Source organism: Arthrobacter globiformis NBRC 12137, assembly GCF_000238915.1.
Lineage (GTDB): Bacteria > Actinomycetota > Actinomycetes > Actinomycetales > Micrococcaceae > Arthrobacter > Arthrobacter globiformis.
On record NZ_BAEG01000011.1, the window covers coordinates 1 to 19,858 of the forward strand.

Here is a 19,858-nt window from a genome sequence, read left to right on the forward strand (position 1 = left end):
AAGGCGATCCACACCCCGGGCCACTCACCCGGGTCCACCTGCTTCCACCTCGAGGCCGGGAACACCGTGTTCACCGGGGACACCCTGTTCAACGGCGGACCCGGCGCGACCGGCCGGTCCTACAGTGACTACCCCACCATCCTGGCCTCCATCCGCGAACGCCTCCTCCCCCTCCCCGCGGACACGGTCGTTCGGACCGGGCACGGGGACAACACCACCATCGCCGCCGAACGCGAAACCCTCGCCAAAGTGGCACAGTAAGAAACCGGCAAACACAATGGCCCCCATCCTGCGATGGGGGCCATTTGCGTAACTCGTGTCATGTTCGTGGCTATCACTGTGAGCTGAGGCACTTTGTTGCATAGAATGAGTCTTGTTGATTACTACGGAACATGATGCGATCCCCCGCGCGGTCGCATGTAGGCAGTCATAGTCCGGGACAGCGGCTTCCTGGCCCTGGAGTCCGAAGACCAGCCGAACCCGTCCGCGGGGTGAACAGCAGCTCGCTGCACGCCAGTCCCGTCAATACCAGTAAGGAACCCCTCATGACACTCAAAGGTGATGTCACAACCGAGCAGAGCAGCAAGAGTAGACAGGCCTCCCGCCGGCTCACGGCCTCCGACATAAACGTCGTGGACCAGCGGATGCTCAAGAAGGCCCTCGGCGGCACAGTCGTGGGCAACACCATGGAGTGGTACGACGTCGGCGTCTTCGGCTATCTGATCACCACCATGGGTCCGGTGTTTCTGCCGGAAGCGGACAGGTCCGTCCAGACACTGTTCCTGCTCGGCACATTCGCGGCCACCTTCATTGCCCGCCCCATCGGCGGCGTCGTGTTCGGCTGGCTTGGCGACAAGGTGGGCCGCCAGAAGGTGCTGGCCGCCACACTGATGCTGATGGCGGCCAGCACCTTCGCCGTCGGCCTGCTGCCCGGCTACGCACAGATAGGCGTCTGGGCCGCAGCCCTGCTGGTGCTCCTGAAGCTCGTGCAGGGCTTCTCCACCGGCGGCGAATACGCCGGTGCCACCACGTTCGTGTGTGAGTATGCCCCCGACAAGCGGCGCGGCTTCTTCGCCAGTTTCCTGGACATGGGCTCCTACATCGGGTTTGCCCTGGGCGCTGCCACGGTCTCGGTCCTCCAGGTCACCCTCGGCGAAGCCGCGATGGAGGAATGGGGCTGGAGACTGCCATTCCTGGTGGCCGGGCCGCTGGGTCTGATCGCCATCTACTTCCGTAACAAGATCGAGGAGTCCCCCCAGTTCCAGGCAGCCCTGGACGCGCAGGAGTCAGCCGCCGTCGAAGCCGCCGCCGGCGATGCAGCAGTCGCCAAGGGTCCGGTAGGCATCATCGCCAGGTACTGGCGTCCGATTGTGCTGGCCATGATCCTCGCCGGCGCAGCCAACACCGTTGGCTACGCCCTGACGTCCTACATGCCGACGTACCTGACCGAATCCAAGGGCTACGACCCCGTTCACGGGACCTTGCTGACCATCCCGGTACTGGTGGTGATGTCCTTGTGCATCCCTCTCACCGGCAGGCTTTCTGACCGCATCGGAAGGCGCCCGGTCCTGTGGATCGGCGCCGGAAGCACCGTCCTGTTCGCGGTCCCCGCCTTCACCCTGATCGGCATCGGCGAGATCTGGTCCACCCTCGCGGGCCTCTCCCTGGTCGCCTTCCCTGTGACCTTTTATGTGGCCAACCTCGCCTCGGCGCTGCCTGCACTGTTCCCCACCTCAAGCCGCTACAGCGGCATGGGCATCGCCTACAACTTCTCGGTGGCGATTTTTGGCGGGACAACACCATTCCTGATCCAGGGCATGATCGAGGCCACCGGCGACGACATGGCCCCCGCCTATTATCTGATGGGCACCTCTGTCATCGGTGCGATCGCCATCTACTTCCTTCGTGAATCCGCCCGCCGCCCGCTGCCGGGCTCCATGCCGAGCGTTGACACGGAGGAGGAGGCCCAGGAGCTTATCGCGTCCCAGCACACGTGGCGCTAGCCCCGGGCCCAAACAGCAGTGTCCCCGTCGTGAGGACGACGGGGACACTTTTTCAGGCGGTCGACAGGGCCCTGTAGGCACTAGGCGGGCTGTTCAGGCAGCAAACAGGGCCGTCCGCACAGCCTTCTCAAAGCCGTCGACGTGGGCACGGGCGAGCTCCGCCGCACGGGCCTCGTCTCCGCCGATCACCGCTTTCAGCAGCTCGACATGCTCATGCACATGCCCGGAAAGGTTCGGCAGCCGGTCCAGCACCATGCACCAAATGCGCGTTGCCAGGTTGTCGTAGCGGATCAACGCGTCTTCCAGGTGTGGATTCGCGGCGGCGGCGTAGATTCCCTGGTGCACCCGGGCGTCCAGGCGCAGGGTCTCCACCACAGATGCGCTGTTTACGTCGAAGGCCTCGACTTCCTCCACGATGAGGCGGAGCCGGTCCCGGGCCGCCGGGGTGGCCACACGGGCGGCACGCGCCGCCGCGAGGGGCTCAAGCTGGGCACGGATCTCCGAGATGAACGCCAGGTCCGTAACCTCCACGCGCGTGGCGAACGTGCCGCGCCGGGGATACGTCACCACAAGCCGGTCCACTTCAAGCCGTTTCAAAGCTTCCCTGACGGGAGTACGGCCCACGCCGAGTTCCTTTGCGATTCCCTCGTCATAGAGGGGGTCCCCGGGCCGGATCTCCAGGGTCAGCAGGCTGTCACGTATCCGTTCATAGGCCACATCGGCCAACGACCTCGAACCTCCGGCCTCAGTCACCGCCAAAGCTTCAAAAGCCACCGTTCCGCCTCTCCTACGGGCCAACTATTGACCTCATCCGCACACCAGTATACGCTGGCCATCACCGCTGATATATCAATAAGGTTATCAACCATATATCTAAAGGATTTGAAATGACGCTCGTGGAGACAGCCACAAAAGCCAGCCCGGCGCCGCTGACGGAAGCCGCTGGAGAAACCCCGACCGGCAAGTTTGTGCTCACACTGTCGTGTGCCCAGCGTGCCGGCATCGTTCAGGCGGTAACCACTTTCCTGTTCGAGCGCGGATTCAACATCGAGGAGCACCAGCAGTTCGACGACGGTCTCCGCCAAACCCTGCACCTGCGCACCGCCTTCTCCGGCGCCACGGGTTATGACCTGCAGAAGATCGAAGACGAGTTCGGCACCATCGCGGAGCGCTTTGACATGAAGTTCAACGTCCACGACGAGACCAAGACGCGCGTTCTGGTCATGGTGTCCAAGTTCGGGCACTGCCTCAACGACCTGATTTTCCGCTGGCGGGGCGGCAGCCTTGGCGGGGACCTGGCCCTGGTGGTTTCCAACCACGAAACGCACCGGGCGATGGCCGAGGCTGCCGGCCTTCCGTTCGTTCACATTCCGGTGACTCCGGAAACCAAGCAGGATGCCGAACGGCGCCTGCTCGAGCTCGTGGATGAGTACAACATCGACCTCGTCGTCCTGGCCCGGTACATGCAGGTACTTTCCGATGACCTGTGCCGGTCCCTGGAGGGCAGGGCCATCAACATCCACCACTCGTTCCTGCCGGGGTTCAAGGGCGCGCGCCCCTACCACCAGGCCTACGACCGCGGGGTCAAGCTGGTTGGCGCGACCGCGCATTACGTGACCGCCGACCTGGACGAAGGTCCGATCATCGAGCAGGAAGTCATTCGCGTGGACCACAGCCACGGGCCCACCACGCTCTCCACCATCGGGCAGGACGCCGAGGCCCTGGCGTTGTCCCGCGCGGTGCGGTGGCACTGCGAGCACCGGGTGCTGATCGACCAGGCCAGCACCATCGTCTTCCGCTAAAGCAGCCATCCACAGGCCGCAGACGCCCACTACCTAAATCTGCAGGAGAACCGCATGGCATCGACGCCGCGTATTGTCATTATTGGAGCCGGCATTGTCGGTACGAACCTGGCCGACGAGCTGGTCACCCGGGGCTGGAATAACATCACTGTCCTGGACCAGGGGCCTTTGAATATGCCCGGCGGGTCCACGTCCCATGCCCCGGGCCTGGTTTTCCAGACCAACCCGTCCAAGACCATGGCCTCTTTCGCCAAGTACACGGTGGAGAAGCTGCTGTCGCTGACCGAGGACGGGGTGAGCTGCTTCAACCAGGTCGGTGGCCTGGAAGTGGCCACCACCGAAACCCGCCTCGCTGACCTGAAGCGCAAACTCGGCTACGCCGCCGCCTGGGGCATCGAAGGGCGCCTCCTGTCCCCGGCCGAGTGCCAGGAGCTGTACCCGCTCCTGGACGGGGAAAACATCCTGGGCGGCCTCCACGTGCCCAGCGATGGCCTGGCCAGCGCCGCCCGTGCGGTGCAGCTGCTGATCAAACGCACCGAGTCCGCCGGGGTCACATACCGCGGTTCGACCACCGTGACGGGCATTGAGCAGTCCGGAGGCCGTGTCACGGGCGTGCAGACCGCCGACGGCGTGATCCCGGCCGATATCGTGGTGTCCTGCGCCGGGTTCTGGGGCGCGAAGATCGGGGCCATGATCGGCATGGCCGTTCCCCTGCTCCCGCTGGCCCACCAGTACGTAAAAACCACCCCGGTACCGGCGCAGCAGGGCAGGAACGACCAGCCGAACGGGGCCCGGCTGCCGATCCTGCGCCACCAGGACCAGGACCTCTACTACCGCGAACACGGGGACCGGTACGGCATCGGCTCCTACGCCCACCGGCCCATGCCCGTGGACGTCGACACCCTGGGGGCCTACGCGCCCGAGACCGTCAGCGAACACCACATGCCCTCCCGCCTCGACTTCACCCTGGAGGACTTCCTGCCGGCGTGGGAGGCCACCAAGCAGCTCCTGCCCGCGCTGGCGGACAGCGAGATCGAGGACGGCTTCAACGGCATCTTCTCCTTCACCCCCGACGGCGGGCCGCTCCTTGGCGAATCCAAGGAACTCGACGGCTTCTACGTCGCCGAAGCCGTCTGGGTCACGCACTCCGCCGGCGTGGCCAAGGCCATGGCCGAACTGCTGACCACCGGCCGGTCCGAGACCGACCTGGGCGAGTGCGACATCACCCGCTTCGAGGACGTCCAGCTCACCCCCGAATACGTCAGCGAAACCTCACAGCAGAACTTCGTGGAAATCTACGACGTCCTGCACCCGCTCCAGCCCAGACTCTCCCCCCGCAACCTGCGCGTGAGCCCCTTCCACGCCCGGCACAAAGAACTCGGCGCGTTCTTCCTGGAAGCCGGCGGCTGGGAACGGCCCTACTGGTTCGAAGCCAACGCCGCACTCCTCAAGGAGATGCCGGCCGAGTGGCTGCCGCCCGCACGCGACGCCTGGTCCGGAATGTTCAGCTCCCCGATCGCCGCCGCCGAAGCCTGGAAAACCCGCACGGCCGTAGCCATGTACGACATGACCCCGCTCAAGCGCCTCGAGGTCTCCGGCCCGGGGGCCCTCAAGCTCCTGCAGGAACTGACGACGGCGGACCTGGCCAAGAAGCCGGGCGCGGTCACCTACACCCTGCTGCTCGACCACGCCGGCGGCGTGCGAAGCGACATCACGGTGGCCCGCCTGAGCGAGGACACCTTCCAGCTCGGCGCCAACGGCAACATCGACACCGCCTACTTCGAGCGGGCGGCCCGGCACCAGACGCAAAGCGGATCCGCCACCGACTGGGTCCAGGTGCGCGACACCACCGGCGGCACCTGCTGCATCGGCCTCTGGGGCCCGCTCGCCCGGGACCTCGTCAGCAAAGTCAGCGACGACGACTTCACCAACGACGGCCTGAAGTACTTCCGGGCCAAGAACGTCGTCATCGGCGGCATTCCCGTTACCGCCATGCGGCTTTCCTACGTCGGTGAACTCGGCTGGGAGCTGTACACCAGCGCCGACAACGGACAGCGGCTGTGGGATGCGCTCTGGCAGGCAGGACAGCCCTTCGGAGTCATCGCCGCCGGACGCGCGGCATTCAGCTCCCTGCGGCTCGAAAAGGGCTACCGCTCCTGGGGAACCGACATGACCACGGAGCACGACCCCTTCGAAGCAGGGCTCGGATTCGCCGTCAAGATGGCCAAGGAGAGCTTCATCGGCAAGGGCGCGCTCGAAGGCCGGACCGAAGAGGCCTCCGCCCGCCGGCTGCGCTGCCTGACCATCGACGACGGCCGGTCCATCGTCCTCGGCAAGGAACCCGTCTTCTACAAGGAACAGGCCGTCGGCTACGTCACCAGCGCCGCCTACGGGTACACCGTGGCCAAACCCATCGCCTACTCCTACCTGCCGGGCACCGTCTCGGTCGGCGACTCCGTCGACATCGAATACTTCGGACGGCGCATCACCGCCACCGTCACAGAAGACCCGCTGTACGACCCGAAAATGACCAGGCTCCGCGGCTAAGCAGCCCGCAGGGCCCTTCGGGGACACGCAGCCCGGCTCATCCTCGCAACGGGAGCCGGGCTGCGTGCAGCCCCTTCCGCTCCAGCCCCTATCAGCCCAGGAATGGACAAATGATCGGTTCAGAAACAATTAATGACTACCTCGGCCGGCTTGCCGCCCGGAAGCCCACGCCCGGCGGCGGCGCTGCCGCAGCGCTCCACGCGGCACAGGGTGCGGCCCTGGTGGCGATGGTGGCGCGCTTCAGCACCGGCGGCAAATATGAGCAGCACGTTGAGACGACGTCCAGAATCATTGCCGCCGCCGACCAACTCGTAGGTGAGACGCTGGGGCTGGCCGACGCCGACGAAGCCGCCTTCAAAGCTGTGATCGCTTCGTACAAGCTGCCGGCCGAAAGCGACGCTGAGCGTGAGGCCCGCGCAGCCGCCATCGACGACGCGCTTTCCCAGGCCGCCGAACCGCCAGCCCGGCTGATCAAGCTGTCCGGCGCCGTCGTGGATCTCGCAGCCGAACTTCTGGATATTGCGAACCCCAATGTCATCAGCGACATTGCCGCCGCAGCCGACGCGGCCCGGGCAGCAGCGACCACGGCGCGGGTCAACATCGACATCAACGTCGTCGCCATCAAGAACGCCCAGGTGCGCGCAGCACTGGCTGAACAAACTGACGGACTCGAAGTAAAAGTCGTGCTGGCAGCTGACTCCCTCTCGCGCCAGGTACGGGAAAGGATCCTCCGATGACGGCATCCCTGCTCTCCGGCAAACCCCTCGCCAAACTGATCCAGCAGCAGGCCCAGACCGAAGCCAAAGTCCTCGCCGAAGAGGGCACCTGCCCAACCCTCGCCGTCGTGGTTGCGACCGAGGACAGCTCAACGCACTGGTACGTGCGCTCAATCGAGCGCGCCGCCGAAGCCGCGGGCATCAACTGCAGGATTATCGACGTCGGCCATGACGCGACCGAACAGGTGCTCATCGCCGTGTTGAAGGACCTCAGCGCAGAGCTTTCCGTCAACGGCATCATCCTGCAGACTCCCCTGCCTCCGGGCGTCAGAACCCAGGAGCTGGTGAAGTACATCGCTCCGGAAAAGGACATCGACGGCGCGAACCCGCTGAGCCTCGGGCTTCTCGCCGTCGGGGAACGTGCCTTTGCCCCGGCCACGGCACGCGCCGTGGTGGAAATCCTGGACCACTTCGAAATCCCTGTGGCAGGCCGCAACGTGGTGGTCGTGGGCCGTTCCACGGTCGTTGGCAAGCCGCTCTCCCTGCTGCTGCTGCAGAAGGACGCCACCACAACGGTCTGCCACTCGAAGTCCGGCGCCCTCGGGACATACACCAAGACGGCCGACGTCGTGGTTGTTGCCGCGGGCCGGACCGGGCTGCTCACCGGGGCGGACGTTTCGGAACATTCAGTGGTCATCGATGTGGGAACCAACGTGCTCTCCGATGGCTCACTCACGGGCGACGTCGACGAAGCCAGCGTCCGTCCGGTCGCTGCCGCGCTGACACCGGTCCCCGGCGGCGTGGGCTCAGTCACCACTGCGCTGCTCCTTCTCCACACCGCCGAGGCGGCGCGCGAACAGTCGCGCGCAACCAGCGCGCCTGTGCTCACGCGGTAACCGGGGGCACTGATGGCAGGCAGCACTGCGCCGCAGCCCACCGGCACCAAGGTCGTGGCGGACTGGACCGCGCTCATGCCAGGCGACTTCGTCACCGTGCTGGAGTCGTACACGGTTCCCCACAGCGGCTGGATCGACGACCTGACCGAGGACGGCAACATCATCTGGCTGCTTCGCGCCTCCGGGGGCGGCCGTCGCATGTTCTTCCGCGAGAACGGCGACACCATCACGGTCGAAGCCCCCTAGGCAGCGCACGCCCGCACTGCCCGCCACAGATCCAAAGGAAATTCCAATGGCCTCGAAAGCCCCCCGCAACAATATCGACGAGTCACAGCTGACCGTCAGCAAACCCAAAACCAAGGCCGTGGGCATCCCCGCGGTGGCGAACGCGCTGAAAATCTCCCTCGAGCAGATGGGTCCGCTGCGCAGCGTCCAGACCCTGATGGCAGTCAACCAGGTAGACGGATTCGACTGCATGGGCTGCGCCTGGCCGGAACATGAGAAGCGCAATGCCGCGGAATTCTGCGAGAACGGGGCAAAAGCCGTGGCGGAGGAGGCTACCCGCCGCCGCGTCAGCCCGGAGTTTTTCGCCCGGTATTCCGTCGCCGACCTCAAAACCCGTGATGACTACTGGCTGGGGCAGCAGGGGCGGCTGACCCACCCGATGGTCCTGGATGAGGGAGCAACCCACTACAGGCCCATCGGCTGGGACGACGCGCTGGAGCTCATCGCCCAGGAACTCAGGGACATGGACCACCCCGACCAGAGCGTCTTCTACACGTCCGGCAGGACCTCCAACGAGGCAGCGTTCGTGTACCAGCTCCTCGTCCGCGGCGTGGGCACGAACAATCTTCCGGACTGTTCAAATATGTGCCACGAGTCATCCGGGTCGGCGCTGGTGGAGACCATAGGCATTGGCAAGGGTTCGGTCAGCCTCAAGGATCTGGAGACGGCGTCCCTCATCTTCGTGGCGGGCCAGAACCCGGGAACGAACCACCCGCGCATGCTCAGCGCTTTGGAGAAGGCCAAGAAAAACGGCGCCGCCATCGTCTCCATCAACCCGCTCCCCGAGGCCGGACTCCTTCATTTTGAGAACCCGCAGACCATCGCGGGAACGCTGGTGGGCACGCAGCTGACCGACGACTTCCTGCAGATCCGGGCCGGCGGGGACCAGGCACTCTTCCAGGGCCTCGGGAAATACCTGCTGGACGCGGAACGTGCAGGCAGGAACACCCCTGGCCTGTCCACGGTTTTTGACCACGACTTCATCAGGCAGCAAACGGTGGGCCTTGATTCCTACCTTTCGCAGCTGGAACAGGTGGAGTGGGACGACATCGTCGAGGCGACCGGCCTGACCATGGAGCAGATCAACGCCACTGGTGAACGGCTCCTGGCCTCGGGATCCACCATCGTCTGCTGGGCGATGGGCCTGACGCAGCACAAGCACTCAGTGCCCACCCTTCGCGACGTGGTCAACGTCCTGCTGCTGCAGGGCAACATCGGCAAGCCCGGAGCGGGAGTCTGCCCGGTGCGCGGACACTCCAATGTCCAGGGCGACCGGACCATGGGCATCTTCGAACGGATGCCCGATGCCTTCCACGACCGGCTGGACCAGGAATTCCACTTCCGTTCACCCCGGGCGCACGGCTATGACACCGTCGCCGCAATCCGGGCGATGCGGGACGGCAAGGTCAGGCTGTTCGTAGGCATGGGCGGGAACTTCGTGCGGGCGGCTCCTGACTCGGATGCCACCGAGAAGGCCCTGGCGAATACCCGGCTGACCGTACAGATCTCGACGAAACTGAACCATTCGCACCTGTCGACAGGCAAACGCGCCCTGATTCTCCCAACGCTGGGCCGCACCGAGCGGGATACCCAGCGCTCCGGTGACCAAAGGGTCACCGTGGAGGACTCCATGAGCGCTGTTCACGCATCCCGCGGCCGGCTGAAGCCAGCCAGCGAGCACCTGATGTCCGAGGTGGCCATCGTCTGCAACCTCGCGCACAGGGTGTTCACGGACGCCGACGGCCACCCCCTTCCCGGCACTCCGGCGGCCGACTGGCTCTCGCTCCGGGACGACTATTCCCTGATCAGGGAGCACATCGAGGCTGTCATCGATGGATTCGAGAATTTCGAGGAGAGAATCCAGCACCCCGGCGGCTTCGTGCTGCCCCACCCGCCACGCGACAGCAGGGAATTCAAGACCCCATCCGGCAAGGCGCACTTCACCTCCAATGCTTTGGAGTACCTTCGGGTCCCGCCCGGCCGGCTGATCCTGCAGACCCTGCGTTCGCACGACCAGTACAACACCACCATTTATGGAAAGGACGATCGGTACCGCGGAATCCACGGAGGCCGGCGCGTAGTGCTGGTCAACGAGGCTGACGTCACCGAGCTGGGCTATGCCGACGGCGACATGGTGGACCTGGTCTCTGAGTTCCGGGGTACAGAACGCAGGGCAGAGAACTTCCGCATCGTCAGCTACTCGACGCCGAAGGGCTGCGCAGCCGCGTACTACCCGGAAACCAACGTGCTGGTGCCGCTCGACTCCGTCGCTGACACCAGTGGAACCCCGACGTCCAAATCCGTCGTGGTGCGGCTGGAACCGGCACGTATCAAAACCGCGGAAAATCAGGTGCCTGCAGCCCTTCCGCACTGATATATCTTTACGCTATATTTGGAATATCAGTTCGATCGCCGGCGATGCGGCGCCCGGCCCGCGTCCGCCGGGCACAAGCAGTTTCGTTTCCCGTAAACGGTGTTTCGGAGGCCTGAAATACCTGGGGAGGTAAGCGCCGAAGCACCGCTTTCGGGAAACGAACCATCCAACGAGGGGACGGCCAGTGGTAGCTCCAGCCTTGCAAACGGTCGACAGGCCGGGCAAGGATAACGGGCGGGCCGCCCACGGGGAGCTCACGTGGGATGACGCGCGCCGTTTGGCCTTCGACTGCGCCGGGCCCCTTGGACCAGAGAGTATGCCCCTCGGGGAGGCGACCGGCAGAACCCTGGCAGCGGACGTCGTCGCGCTTCAGGAGATGCCCCACTACGCCTCATCCGCCATGGACGGCTGGACGGTCAGTGGTGACGGCCCCTGGGTATTGACGGAAGCGGGACAGCCCCTCCACAGCGGAGAGGCAAGCCCCGTAGTCACCGGCGGCGTCATCCCTCCGGGCGCCCAGGCGGTGCTCCGGGTGGAGAGCGGACGGCTTGGCACCAACGCAGCCGGCCAGGTCATGCTGATGCTGCGCGAGGGAGCATCCCCCGGCGAACCCCGTCCGGGCCAGCACATCCGCAAATCGGGCGAGGAATCAGCAGCCGGCGAGGTGCTGATCCCCGCCGGGACAACCTTGAACCCTGCGCATATCGCGCTTGCCGCCGTCGCCGGATTCGACCAACTGACGGTGCGCGGCAAGCCATTGGTCAAGATGCTGGTTACCGGCTCAGAGGTGGTCGCGGCCAGGCTCCCGGCACCGGGCCAGGTCAGGGATGCCTTCGGGCCCCAGCTCAGCACTGTCATCCAGATGCTTGGCGGCACCCCGGGACCACTGGTCCGGATCGGGGACTCCTACGAGGAATGGCTCACGGCGCTGGGCGCCTCCGAGGCTCCGATGGGGCAGTGGCCCGATGTCGTCGTGACCACCGGCGGCACAGGGCGTTCAGGCGCGGACCATTTCCGAAATGCCGTGCTGGCGCTCGGCGGGCGGCTCCTCATCGACGGCATCGCCATGCGACCCGGCCATCCCGCCGCTATGGGCAAACTGCCCAACGGCCGGTTCGTCGTCGGGCTTCCCGGGAATCCGCTCGCCGCCCTAATGGCGCTCTTCACCGTGGGCGGTCCGCTGCTGGCTGCCCTCGGCCACCAGCCAATACCCGGCATCAGCCCGGTGCCGTGCGGCACCATCATCGACGCACACCGCGCGTCCACCCGGCTCATGCCCTTCCGCTGGATCCAGGACCTGGCGGCTCCCGTCGACTACACAGGCCCCGGAATGATGCGCGGACTGGCCACTGCCGACGGCGTCATGGTGGTTCCGTCCCGCGGCGTCCAGCCGGGTGAGCCGGTTCCGGCTTTTGCGCTCCCGTGGCGACCGGAGCTGCGGCCGCCGCTGGCCGGCTCATAGGCTGGCCGGCACATAGATTTTGGGCGGACTGCCGCGCGGCACGGCCTCCGCTGCGTCCGCGAAATAAACGTTGTGTTCAGGAAAATGACGCCGCGGCGTCCGCCGCAGTCTAGGATCGAACGTGTGAAGCAGGCTGGCAGGCGCAGAGCCTGACCGCTGGTCACAGCGACAACACGGGAGCACCTCTGATGGCTGCAAGAGACGAAGTAGGGACCGGCAGGGATCCGGACGCCCAAGGCGGAGGCGTCCAGTCCGTGGACCGCGCCCTCCAGATCCTGGAGATCCTCGCCCGGGACGGGCACGCGGGCGTCAGCGACATCGCGGACGAAATGGGGGTCCACAAGTCCACCGTATCGCGGCTGCTCGGATCGCTGGTGTCCAGGGAGATCGTGCGGCAGAACAACGACCGCGGCAAGTATCAGTTGGGCTTTGGGATCCTGCGGCTGGCCAGCTCCATTCCGGGCCGGCTGAGCCTGGTCCACGAGGCACGCCCCATTCTGGAGAGCCTCGCAGACCAGTACAAGGAAACCGTCAACCTCGCCGTCCTCCGCTCCAACTACGCGGTGAACGTGGACCAGGCCATGGGCCCGTCAACGCTGGCAACATCGGACTGGGTGGGCAGCCTCACACCCCTCCACGCCACCTCCAGCGGCAAGGTACTGCTGGCAGCCCTGCCGGCTGAAGAACGCTCCCGGATCCTCCAGGAGGCGGGCCTTCCGGCCCGCACCCCGCGCACCATCACGGACCGCGACACCTTGGAAAACCAACTCCTCGACGTATCCCACAACGGCTACGCAATTGTCCACGAGGAATTCGAGATCGGACTGACCGCGGTTGCCGTGCCCGTCTATAACCACTTCGGGACGGTCATCGGGTCCGTCAGCATCTCCGGCCCGGCCTTCCGCTTCGACCCGGAAAACACGCCCGGCCTGATCCAGGGCCTCCAGGAGGCCGGCCTGAACATCAGCGGAAAAATGGGCTACACCCGCCGGTGACCCCGGCCCCTGGTTGAGCCTGTCGAAACCAGATTGAGCCTGCCGAGATTTCGACAGGCTCAATCAGCGGACTAGGACTTTGCGGTTTCCTTGCGCTGCAGGGTTTCGGCCCGTTCCTCCAGCGGCGGGGTGTCCGCGGTAAGGCCCAGCAGGGCTTCTCCGGACAGCTGGACGTCGCCGACCTTTTCCTGGACCCAGTCGTGGAAAGCGCCGATGTGGTGTTCGCTGGGGACGAGCACGCCGCCCTTGGCGTAGGACTTCGAGGCCATGCCCGGCTGGCAGCGCTCGCACGCGTCGAAGTCCTGCATGTTCACGCGGTGGAACAGCTCAACGGAGGCGCTGACGTCCTTGCCGGACTCCACCACGGAGGGCAGGTACAGCCAGTCGCATTCAACGATCGTGTGGTCTGCGGACATCGGGAACATGCGGTGGATGATCACATGGTCCGGAACCAGGTTCACGAACACGGTCGGCTTGATCGTGATCGCGTAGTAGCGCCGGTCCTGGTCCTCGGCCACGCCCGGGATGACGTCCAGGCCCTCGGAGCCATCCACGGTGAAGCCCTTGATGTCCTCACCGAACTCCGCACCGTGGCCCACGAAGTACTGCGCGGCCAGGCCGTCAGCGAACTCCGGCAGGACCTCGGTCAGTTCCGGGTGGATCGTGGCGCAGTGGTAGCACTCCATGAAGTTCTCAATGATGAGCTTCCAGTTGGCCTTCACGTCATAGCGGATCCGGCGGCCCACGGACAGGTTCGCCACGTCGTACCCGTCAATGGCGTGGACGTTGCCCAGGCGTTCCTCGATCGCACCCATCACCTCTTCTTCGAAGGACGGCGGCTCCTCGGCGAGGCACACCCACACGTAGCCCAGGTATTCGCGGATGTGGACCTTGGACAGGCCGTACTCGTCGCGGTCGATGTCGGGCATCTTGGTCAGGTTCGGGGCGGCGATCAGCTTGCCCTCGAAGTCATAGGTCCAGGCGTGGTACGGGCACTGGAAGTTGCGGGCGGCTTCGCCCTTTTCCTCCATGCACAGCTTCACGCCGCGGTGCCGGCAGACGTTGTAGAAGGCCCGGATCTCGCCCTTGCGGGTCCGCGAGATCAGCACGCTTTCCCGGCCCACCTGCACGGTCTGCCATGCCCCGGGCTTGTCCAGGTCCGCGGACCTGATCGCGCAGAACCACATCTGCTCGAAAATACGCTCCTGCTCGGCCCGGAAGATAGCCGGATCCGTGTACAGGTGCCCGCCCAGCGTCGGGATCAGGCTCGGGGTGGATACCTCAACAGACAATTTGTTCTCCTAACAAAACAACACAAACAACACGAATGACAAGAAGAGTGGGGGGCTAAAGCCCCGCGGCGGCGCCGGCAAGGGCAGGTCCGCCGGCCGGCGTCAAAACTGAGGGCACGACGGCGGCTGCCGGCTTGGGTGCCGACGGCACCAGGCTCCTGCGCCACTTGGTGAAAAGCCGCGGCTGGTTCATGCCCAGAACGGCGACGGGAACGTCATCCCGGTAGTAGACGGCCAGCAGGCTATGCTCGGCAGCATCCCCCGCTTCGACGTCCAGGCGGTCATAGCCGGCCGAGTGGCCGGCGAACTGGATCTTCACCCCGTGCTGGTCCGACCAGAAGTACGGCGGCTTGAGCGGCTGCGCCGGGGCGTCGTCATCGAGCAGCCCCTGAACCGCCAGGGCCGCCCGTTCCAGGGCGCCCGTCCAGTGCTCCACCCTGCGGTGCCGATCGACAGCGGCGTCGAACCAGGCGGCGCAATCGCCCACTGCCACAATGCCCGGAACGTTGGTGCGCCCCATCGCATCGCACAGCACGCCGCCGTCGACCTGCACGCCGGAACCGGCAAGCCATTCAACGTTCGGCTCCGCACCGATGCCCACCACCACAACGTCGGCGGCGACGAACGTCCCGTCGGCCAGCCGAAGGCCGGTGACATTTCCCTCGCCTGCGTAGAAGTCCTCAATTACAGCCGAGGAGATGAGCCGGACGCCTTTGGCCGTGTGCAGGCCGCCCACCACCGAGCCCATCTCCATGCCCAGCTGGGCGGCGAACGGTACGGGCTTGGTGTCAACCAGGGTGACATCCATCCCGCGGGAGGCGGCGGAAGAGGCAACCTCGGCGCCGACGAAGCCTGCCCCGATGACGGCCATCTTGCTTCCGGGCACCAGTTCCGGCGCCAGGCTTTGTGCATCGGCGAGGGTGCGCAGGGAGAAGACGTTGCTCAAGCCGGCGAGGGCCGGCAGTTGGCGGGCACGTGCACCGGTGGCTATGACGATGCCATCGGCCTGGACAACCTGGCCGTTGGCCAGGCTGACGGTTTTCGAATCAGCGTCCAGGGACACCGCACGTGTACCCAGCAGCCATTCGGCGTCGAGGTCGTCGGTTTCGGTTTCCAGGGACAGGTCCTCCGCCGTAATGGATCCCAGCAGGAAGTCCTTGGAGAGCGGCGGCCTGTCGTACGGACGGTGCTCTTCATCGCCGATGATGACGAGCCGTCCGGTGAAGCCTTGGGCGCGGGCTGCCCGTGCGGCGGAAAGTCCGGCCAGCGAGGCTCCCACGATCGCAAGCGTCTGCATTTCTTCACCCTCTTTTAATTGCTTTTAGCGCAACAAGAATCGCTATATGCAACACAGTGATTCATACCACGGTGCCTGTCAAGGGGTCGGAGACTCATTAAAGACGGAGCGCGTAATCGGGACGTTAGCCCTTGACAAAACAGTGTGAGCGAAAGCACGCTGTTGCATATTACGACGGCTGTTGAGCTATACGGAACACGCCGCCAGCAGCATCCATATATACCTTCCACACCAGAAAAGAGGCCCCCCATGCACAAGGCATGCCCGCTCAGCGAACTGGCACCAGGGGAAGCCCTGCGCCTGAACACGGCGCCGCCCATCGCCGTCTTCCATACCGAGGAGGGCGAGCTCTTCGCCATCGACGACACCTGCACCCACCAGGACGCCTCGCTGACCGACGGCTGGGTGGAAGGCTGCGAGGTCGAGTGCCCGCTGCACGCCTCCAAGTTCAACCTCCGGACCGGAAAGGTTGACGCACCGCCGGCCAAACTCCCCGTCCGCACGCACGAAGTGACCGTTGTGGACGGCGACATCATGGTCATCGAGTCTGAGGAGGAGCCCAACCTTCCCCCCGGGCTGACAGTAAACGGCCACGTCTAAGCAAGCCCGTCCGGTGACCAAAGCAACGCGGCTAGGGTCACCTCCACAACCGCAGCGACGTCTGCATCAACCCAGGAGACACCCCTTGTCCACACTCCTTGAAGGCGCGCCCGCGGTCGCCGCCACCACCGCCGCCAACTCCGGTGCTCCGGCAAAAGCCCGCAATGCCGAATTTGTCCTCACCCTGGCCTGTCCCGAACGGCCGGGCATCGTCCGCGCCATCACCACATTCCTGGCCGACCGCGGCTTCGACATCGTGGAGCACCAGCAGTTCGACGACCACGTCAGCGGCAAGCTCTACCTGCGCACCGCCTTTGGTTTCGACCAGCTCATCGAACGGGACCAGCAGACGGCCGAAAGCCTGACCGCCGAATTCGCAGCCGTCGCCGGCGAGTTCGGCATGGACTTCAGCATCCACGACGGCCGCCCGCAGCGGCTGCTGGTCATGGTGTCGAAGTTCGGCCACTGCCTGAACGACCTCATCTTCCGGTGGCGGGCCGGCAGCCTGGGTGCGGAGATCGCCGTCGTGGTTTCCAACCACGAGGACCTGCGGCCCATGGCCGAGGCTGCCGGCCTGCCCTTCATCCACGTGCCGGTGACGGCAGCCACCAAGCCGGAGGCCGAGGCCCGGCTGCTGGAGCTGGTGGCCGAATACGACGCCGATCTTGTTGTACTGGCCCGCTATATGCAGGTGCTGTCGGACGATCTGTGCAGGCAGCTGCGCGGACGGGCCATCAACATCCACCATTCGTTCCTGCCCGGGTTCAAGGGCGCGAAACCGTACCACCAGGCCTACGACCGCGGAGTTAAAATGGTCGGTGCCACGGCCCACTACGTCACCGCAGACCTCGATGAAGGTCCCATCATCGAGCAGGAGGTCTTCCGGGTGGACCACGCCCTTGACCCGGACGCACTGGTGACGGTGGGCCGGGACGCGGAGACCCAGGCGCTCTCCCGCGCCGTGAAGTGGCACTGCCAGCACCGCGTCCTGCTCAACAAGACCCGCACCGTCGTATTCCGCTAATTTTCCGCTAACGCGAACCAGGAGAACCACACCCCATGAGCGCATCACCACGCGTCGTTATCATCGGAGCCGGCATCGTCGGCACCAACCTCGCGGACGAGTTGTCCAGCCGCGGCTGGAACGACATCACCGTCGTCGAGCAGGGCCCACTGGAACTGGCCGGCGGCTCCACGTCGCACGCCCCCGGCCTGGTGTTCCAGAACAACTCGTCCAAGACCATGACCGAATTCGCCACATACACGGTCAACAAGCTGCTCTCCCTGAGCAAGGACGGCCAGTCCTGCTTCAACCAGGTGGGCGGCCTGGAGCTGGCAACCACTCCCGAACGCCTGGCCGACCTGAAGCGCAAGATGGGTGTGATGACCTCTTGGGGCGTCGAAAGCCGGATTATCGACGCTGATGAATGCGAAAAGATCTATCCGCTGCTGAACACCGGCAAGCTCACCGGCGGCCGCGAGGTCCTGGGCGGCCTGCTCATCCCCACCGACGGGCTGGCCCTGGCTGCCCGTGCCGTGCAGTTGCTGATTGAGCGCTCCCGCGAGCGCGGCGTGACCTTCCTCGGCTCCACCACAGTCACCGGCATCAGCCAGTGGGGGGGCAAGGTCACCGGCGTCGAGACGTCCTCCGGTGTGGTTCCTGCCGACATCGTGGTGTCCTGTGCAGGTTTCTGGGGCCGTGAGCTCGGCAAGCTGGTGGGCCTGGACGTGCCCCTGCTGCCGCTGGCCCACCAGTACGTCAAGACCACGCCGCTGCAGGAACTCCAGGGCGTGAACGACCTGCCCAATGGCGCCCAGAAGCCCATCCTGCGCTACCAGGACCGCGACCTGTACTTCCGCGAGCACGGCGACCGGATCGGCATCGGCAGCTACGCCCACCGGCCGATGCCGGTGGACATGGAACAGCTGCCCCGCGTCGGCGCGGAGGAAATGTCCGACCACCGGATGCCGTCGCGACTTGATTTCACCCTGGAGGACTTCGCGCCCGCGTGGGAGGACTGCCAGGACCTGCTGCCCGCCCTGCACGCCACCCAGATTGAGGACGGCTTCAACGGTATCTTCTCGTTCACCCCTGACGGCGGCCCGCTGATCGGCGAAGCCCCGGAACTCTCAGGCTTCTTCGTTGCCGAGGCCGTGTGGGTGACGCACTCCGCCGGTGTGGCCAAGGCCGTGGCCGAGCTGCTCACCGAGGGCCGTTCCCGCACCGACCTGCACGGTACAGAGCTCAGCCGCTTCGAGAAGGTCCAGACCTCCGACGACTACGTCAGCGAGACCTCGCAGCAGAATTTCGTGGAGATCTACGACGTCCTGCACCCGCTGCAGCCCAAGGAATCCCCGCGGGACGTGCGGGTCAGCCCGTTCAACGTCCGGCAGAAGGAACTCGGCGCCTTCTTCCTCGAGTCGGCAGCTTGGGAGCGGCCGCACTGGTTCGAGGCCAACCGTGCCCTGTTGGACGAACTGCCGGCAGAGTGGCAGGCGCCGGAACGCGAACCCTGGGCCGCGATGTTCTCCTCCCCCATTTCGGCGGCCGAAGCGTGGAAGACGCGTACCGCCGTCGCGCTTTACGACATGACGCCGCTGAAGCGGCTGGCCGTCAACGGACCCGGCGCGCAGGAGCTGCTGCACCGCCTGAGCACCGGAAACATCGCCAAGAAGCCCGGCGCGGTCACCTACTGCCTGCTGCTGGAGCACGACGGCGGCATCCGCAGTGACGTGACCGTCGCCCGGCTCGCGGAGGAAGACTTCCAGCTCGGCGTGAACAGCAACGTGGACTTCGACTACCTGCGCGTAGAGGCCCGTAAGCAGTCGGCCGCTGATCCGGCGAAGTGGGTGCACGTCACCGACATCACCGGCAGCACCTGCTGCATCGGCCTGTGGGGCCCCCTGGCGCGCGAAGTGATCGGCAAGGTCAGCAGCGACGACCTCACCAATGACGGCCTGAAGTACTTCCGCACCAAGGAAATTTCGGTGGGCGGCATCCCCGTCACCGCCATGCGCCTGTCCTATGTGGGCGAACTCGGCTGGGAGCTGTACACCACCGCCGAATACGGCCTCAAGCTCTGGGACCTGCTCTTCGAAGCGGGCCGGGAGCACGGCATCATCGCCGCCGGCCGAGGCGCCTTCAACAGCCTGCGCCTGGAGAAGGGCTACCGCCTCTGGGGCACGGACATGACCACCGAGCACCACCCCTACCAGTCGGGCCTGGGCTTCTCGGTGGCCAAGGACAAGGTGGGCTTTGTCGGGGCCGAGGCTTTGGCGGCCCGCAAGGAACAGCCGGCGGAGAAGGTGCTGCGCTGCCTGACGGTCGACGACGGCACGTCCATCGTGCTGGGCAAGGAACCCGTATACGTGGGCGGGGTAGCGGCCGGGTACGTCACCAGCGCGGCCTACGGTTACTCGATCCGCAAGCCGATCGCCTACGCCTGGCTGCCCGCCGCGGTTTCCGAGGGTGACGCCGTGGAGATCGAGTACTTCGGCCGCCGCGTCGCCGCCACGGTCAGCGCCGAACCGCTGTTCGACCCCGGCATGGAGCGCCTGCGCGGCTGACGCCGCTGGATGAGCCAGCCCA

The 19,858-nt window shown here is 65.6% G+C and carries 16 protein-coding genes; 13 read left to right on the forward strand and 3 right to left on the reverse strand.

The window, feature by feature from the left end; translation table 11 throughout:
• Positions 1 to 261, forward strand: a 261-nt coding sequence (locus ARGLB_RS01725; RefSeq protein WP_003798190.1) for an MBL fold metallo-hydrolase, incomplete at its 5' end; no start/stop codon positions are given.
• A gap of 284 nt (positions 262 to 545) precedes the next feature.
• Positions 546 to 2,003 (forward strand): MFS transporter, encoded by a 1,458-nt coding sequence (locus ARGLB_RS01730; RefSeq protein WP_003798193.1) that lies wholly within the window; start codon positions 546 to 548, stop codon positions 2,001 to 2,003.
• Positions 2,004 to 2,096: 93 nt separating this feature from the next.
• On the opposite strand, the gene ARGLB_RS01735 is transcribed toward ARGLB_RS01730, so the two are convergent.
• Positions 2,097 to 2,777 carry a GntR family transcriptional regulator gene (locus ARGLB_RS01735; RefSeq protein ID WP_043417674.1) on the reverse strand — a complete coding sequence of 227 codons (681 nt, stop codon included), beginning with the start codon at positions 2,775 to 2,777 and terminating at the stop codon, positions 2,097 to 2,099.
• A gap of 113 nt (positions 2,778 to 2,890) precedes the next feature.
• On the opposite strand from ARGLB_RS01735, the gene purU (ARGLB_RS01740) reads away from it, so the two are divergent.
• From purU (ARGLB_RS01740) to ARGLB_RS01775, 8 genes are all read left to right on the forward strand, one after another.
• On the forward strand, positions 2,891 to 3,805 hold the full coding sequence (purU, locus tag ARGLB_RS01740) for a formyltetrahydrofolate deformylase (protein ID WP_003798197.1): 915 nt from the start codon (positions 2,891 to 2,893) through the stop codon (positions 3,803 to 3,805).
• Between the two features lie 54 nt (positions 3,806 to 3,859).
• Positions 3,860 to 6,352, forward strand: coding sequence for a GcvT family protein (locus tag ARGLB_RS01745; RefSeq protein ID WP_003798200.1), 2,493 nt, complete (start codon positions 3,860 to 3,862; stop codon positions 6,350 to 6,352).
• 110 nt (positions 6,353 to 6,462) lie between these two features.
• A complete protein-coding gene (locus tag ARGLB_RS01750) occupies positions 6,463 to 7,089 on the forward strand; it encodes a cyclodeaminase/cyclohydrolase family protein (protein WP_003798201.1) in 627 nt (208 codons plus the stop codon).
• On the forward strand, positions 7,086 to 7,964 hold the full coding sequence (locus ARGLB_RS01755; RefSeq protein WP_003798203.1) for a bifunctional 5,10-methylenetetrahydrofolate dehydrogenase/5,10-methenyltetrahydrofolate cyclohydrolase: 879 nt from the start codon (positions 7,086 to 7,088) through the stop codon (positions 7,962 to 7,964). The genes ARGLB_RS01750 and ARGLB_RS01755 overlap by 4 nt, the downstream gene beginning before the upstream one ends.
• A 12-nt stretch (positions 7,965 to 7,976) precedes the next feature.
• Positions 7,977 to 8,210, forward strand: a complete 234-nt coding sequence (locus ARGLB_RS01760) for a hypothetical protein (RefSeq protein ID WP_003798208.1) — start codon at positions 7,977 to 7,979, stop codon at positions 8,208 to 8,210.
• A gap of 46 nt (positions 8,211 to 8,256) precedes the next feature.
• The gene (locus ARGLB_RS01765) at positions 8,257 to 10,623 is read left to right on the forward strand and encodes an FdhF/YdeP family oxidoreductase (RefSeq protein ID WP_003798209.1); all 2,367 of its coding nucleotides are present in this window, start codon (positions 8,257 to 8,259) and stop codon (positions 10,621 to 10,623) included.
• Positions 10,624 to 10,939: 316 nt separating this feature from the next.
• A complete protein-coding gene (locus ARGLB_RS01770) occupies positions 10,940 to 12,085 on the forward strand; it encodes a molybdopterin molybdotransferase MoeA (RefSeq protein WP_306302316.1) in 1,146 nt (381 codons plus the stop codon).
• A gap of 188 nt (positions 12,086 to 12,273) precedes the next feature.
• The gene (locus ARGLB_RS01775) at positions 12,274 to 13,080 is read left to right on the forward strand and encodes an IclR family transcriptional regulator (RefSeq protein WP_003798212.1); all 807 of its coding nucleotides are present in this window, start codon (positions 12,274 to 12,276) and stop codon (positions 13,078 to 13,080) included.
• Between the two features lie 71 nt (positions 13,081 to 13,151).
• On the opposite strand, the gene ARGLB_RS01780 is transcribed toward ARGLB_RS01775, so the two are convergent.
• Together ARGLB_RS01780 and ARGLB_RS01785 are read right to left on the reverse strand one after the other, a co-directional pair.
• Positions 13,152 to 14,372: an aromatic ring-hydroxylating oxygenase subunit alpha gene (locus ARGLB_RS01780; protein ID WP_003798214.1), complete on the reverse strand. Its 1,221-nt coding sequence runs from the start codon at positions 14,370 to 14,372 to the stop codon at positions 13,152 to 13,154.
• Positions 14,373 to 14,427: 55 nt separating this feature from the next.
• Entirely contained in the window at positions 14,428 to 15,669 is a 1,242-nt protein-coding gene (locus tag ARGLB_RS01785) for an NAD(P)/FAD-dependent oxidoreductase (RefSeq protein ID WP_003798217.1), read from the reverse strand.
• 249 nt (positions 15,670 to 15,918) lie between these two features.
• Here ARGLB_RS01785 and ARGLB_RS01790 point away from each other — a divergent pair, with 249 nt between their 5' ends.
• The 3 genes from ARGLB_RS01790 to ARGLB_RS01800 all read left to right on the forward strand — a co-directional run bounded on the left by ARGLB_RS01790 (position 15,919) and on the right by ARGLB_RS01800 (position 19,836).
• Entirely contained in the window at positions 15,919 to 16,269 is a 351-nt protein-coding gene (locus ARGLB_RS01790; RefSeq protein ID WP_003798219.1) for a bifunctional 3-phenylpropionate/cinnamic acid dioxygenase ferredoxin subunit, read from the forward strand.
• 85 nt (positions 16,270 to 16,354) lie between these two features.
• Positions 16,355 to 17,293: a formyltetrahydrofolate deformylase gene (gene purU, locus ARGLB_RS01795; protein ID WP_003798223.1), complete on the forward strand. Its 939-nt coding sequence runs from the start codon at positions 16,355 to 16,357 to the stop codon at positions 17,291 to 17,293.
• 35 nt (positions 17,294 to 17,328) lie between these two features.
• Complete coding sequence (locus tag ARGLB_RS01800; protein WP_003798225.1) at positions 17,329 to 19,836, forward strand: GcvT family protein; 2,508 nt, start codon at positions 17,329 to 17,331, stop codon at positions 19,834 to 19,836.
• Positions 19,837 to 19,858 lie beyond the last annotated feature (22 nt).

Coding starts and splice junctions, on each gene's coding strand:
- ARGLB_RS01730 (WP_003798193.1), top strand. CDS start 546: ATGACACTCAAAGGTGATGTCACAACCGAGCAGAGCAGCAAGAGTAGA.
- purU (WP_003798197.1), top strand. CDS start 2,891: ATGACGCTCGTGGAGACAGCCACAAAAGCCAGCCCGGCGCCGCTGACG.
- ARGLB_RS01745 (WP_003798200.1), top strand. CDS start 3,860: ATGGCATCGACGCCGCGTATTGTCATTATTGGAGCCGGCATTGTCGGT.
- ARGLB_RS01750 (WP_003798201.1), top strand. CDS start 6,463: ATGATCGGTTCAGAAACAATTAATGACTACCTCGGCCGGCTTGCCGCC.
- ARGLB_RS01755 (WP_003798203.1), top strand. CDS start 7,086: ATGACGGCATCCCTGCTCTCCGGCAAACCCCTCGCCAAACTGATCCAG.
- ARGLB_RS01760 (WP_003798208.1), top strand. CDS start 7,977: ATGGCAGGCAGCACTGCGCCGCAGCCCACCGGCACCAAGGTCGTGGCG.
- ARGLB_RS01765 (WP_003798209.1), top strand. CDS start 8,257: ATGGCCTCGAAAGCCCCCCGCAACAATATCGACGAGTCACAGCTGACC.
- ARGLB_RS01770 (WP_306302316.1), top strand. CDS start 10,940: ATGCCCCTCGGGGAGGCGACCGGCAGAACCCTGGCAGCGGACGTCGTC.
- ARGLB_RS01775 (WP_003798212.1), top strand. CDS start 12,274: ATGGCTGCAAGAGACGAAGTAGGGACCGGCAGGGATCCGGACGCCCAA.
- ARGLB_RS01785 (WP_003798217.1), bottom strand. CDS start 15,669: ATGCAGACGCTTGCGATCGTGGGAGCCTCGCTGGCCGGACTTTCCGCC.
- ARGLB_RS01790 (WP_003798219.1), top strand. CDS start 15,919: ATGCACAAGGCATGCCCGCTCAGCGAACTGGCACCAGGGGAAGCCCTG.
- ARGLB_RS01800 (WP_003798225.1), top strand. CDS start 17,329: ATGAGCGCATCACCACGCGTCGTTATCATCGGAGCCGGCATCGTCGGC.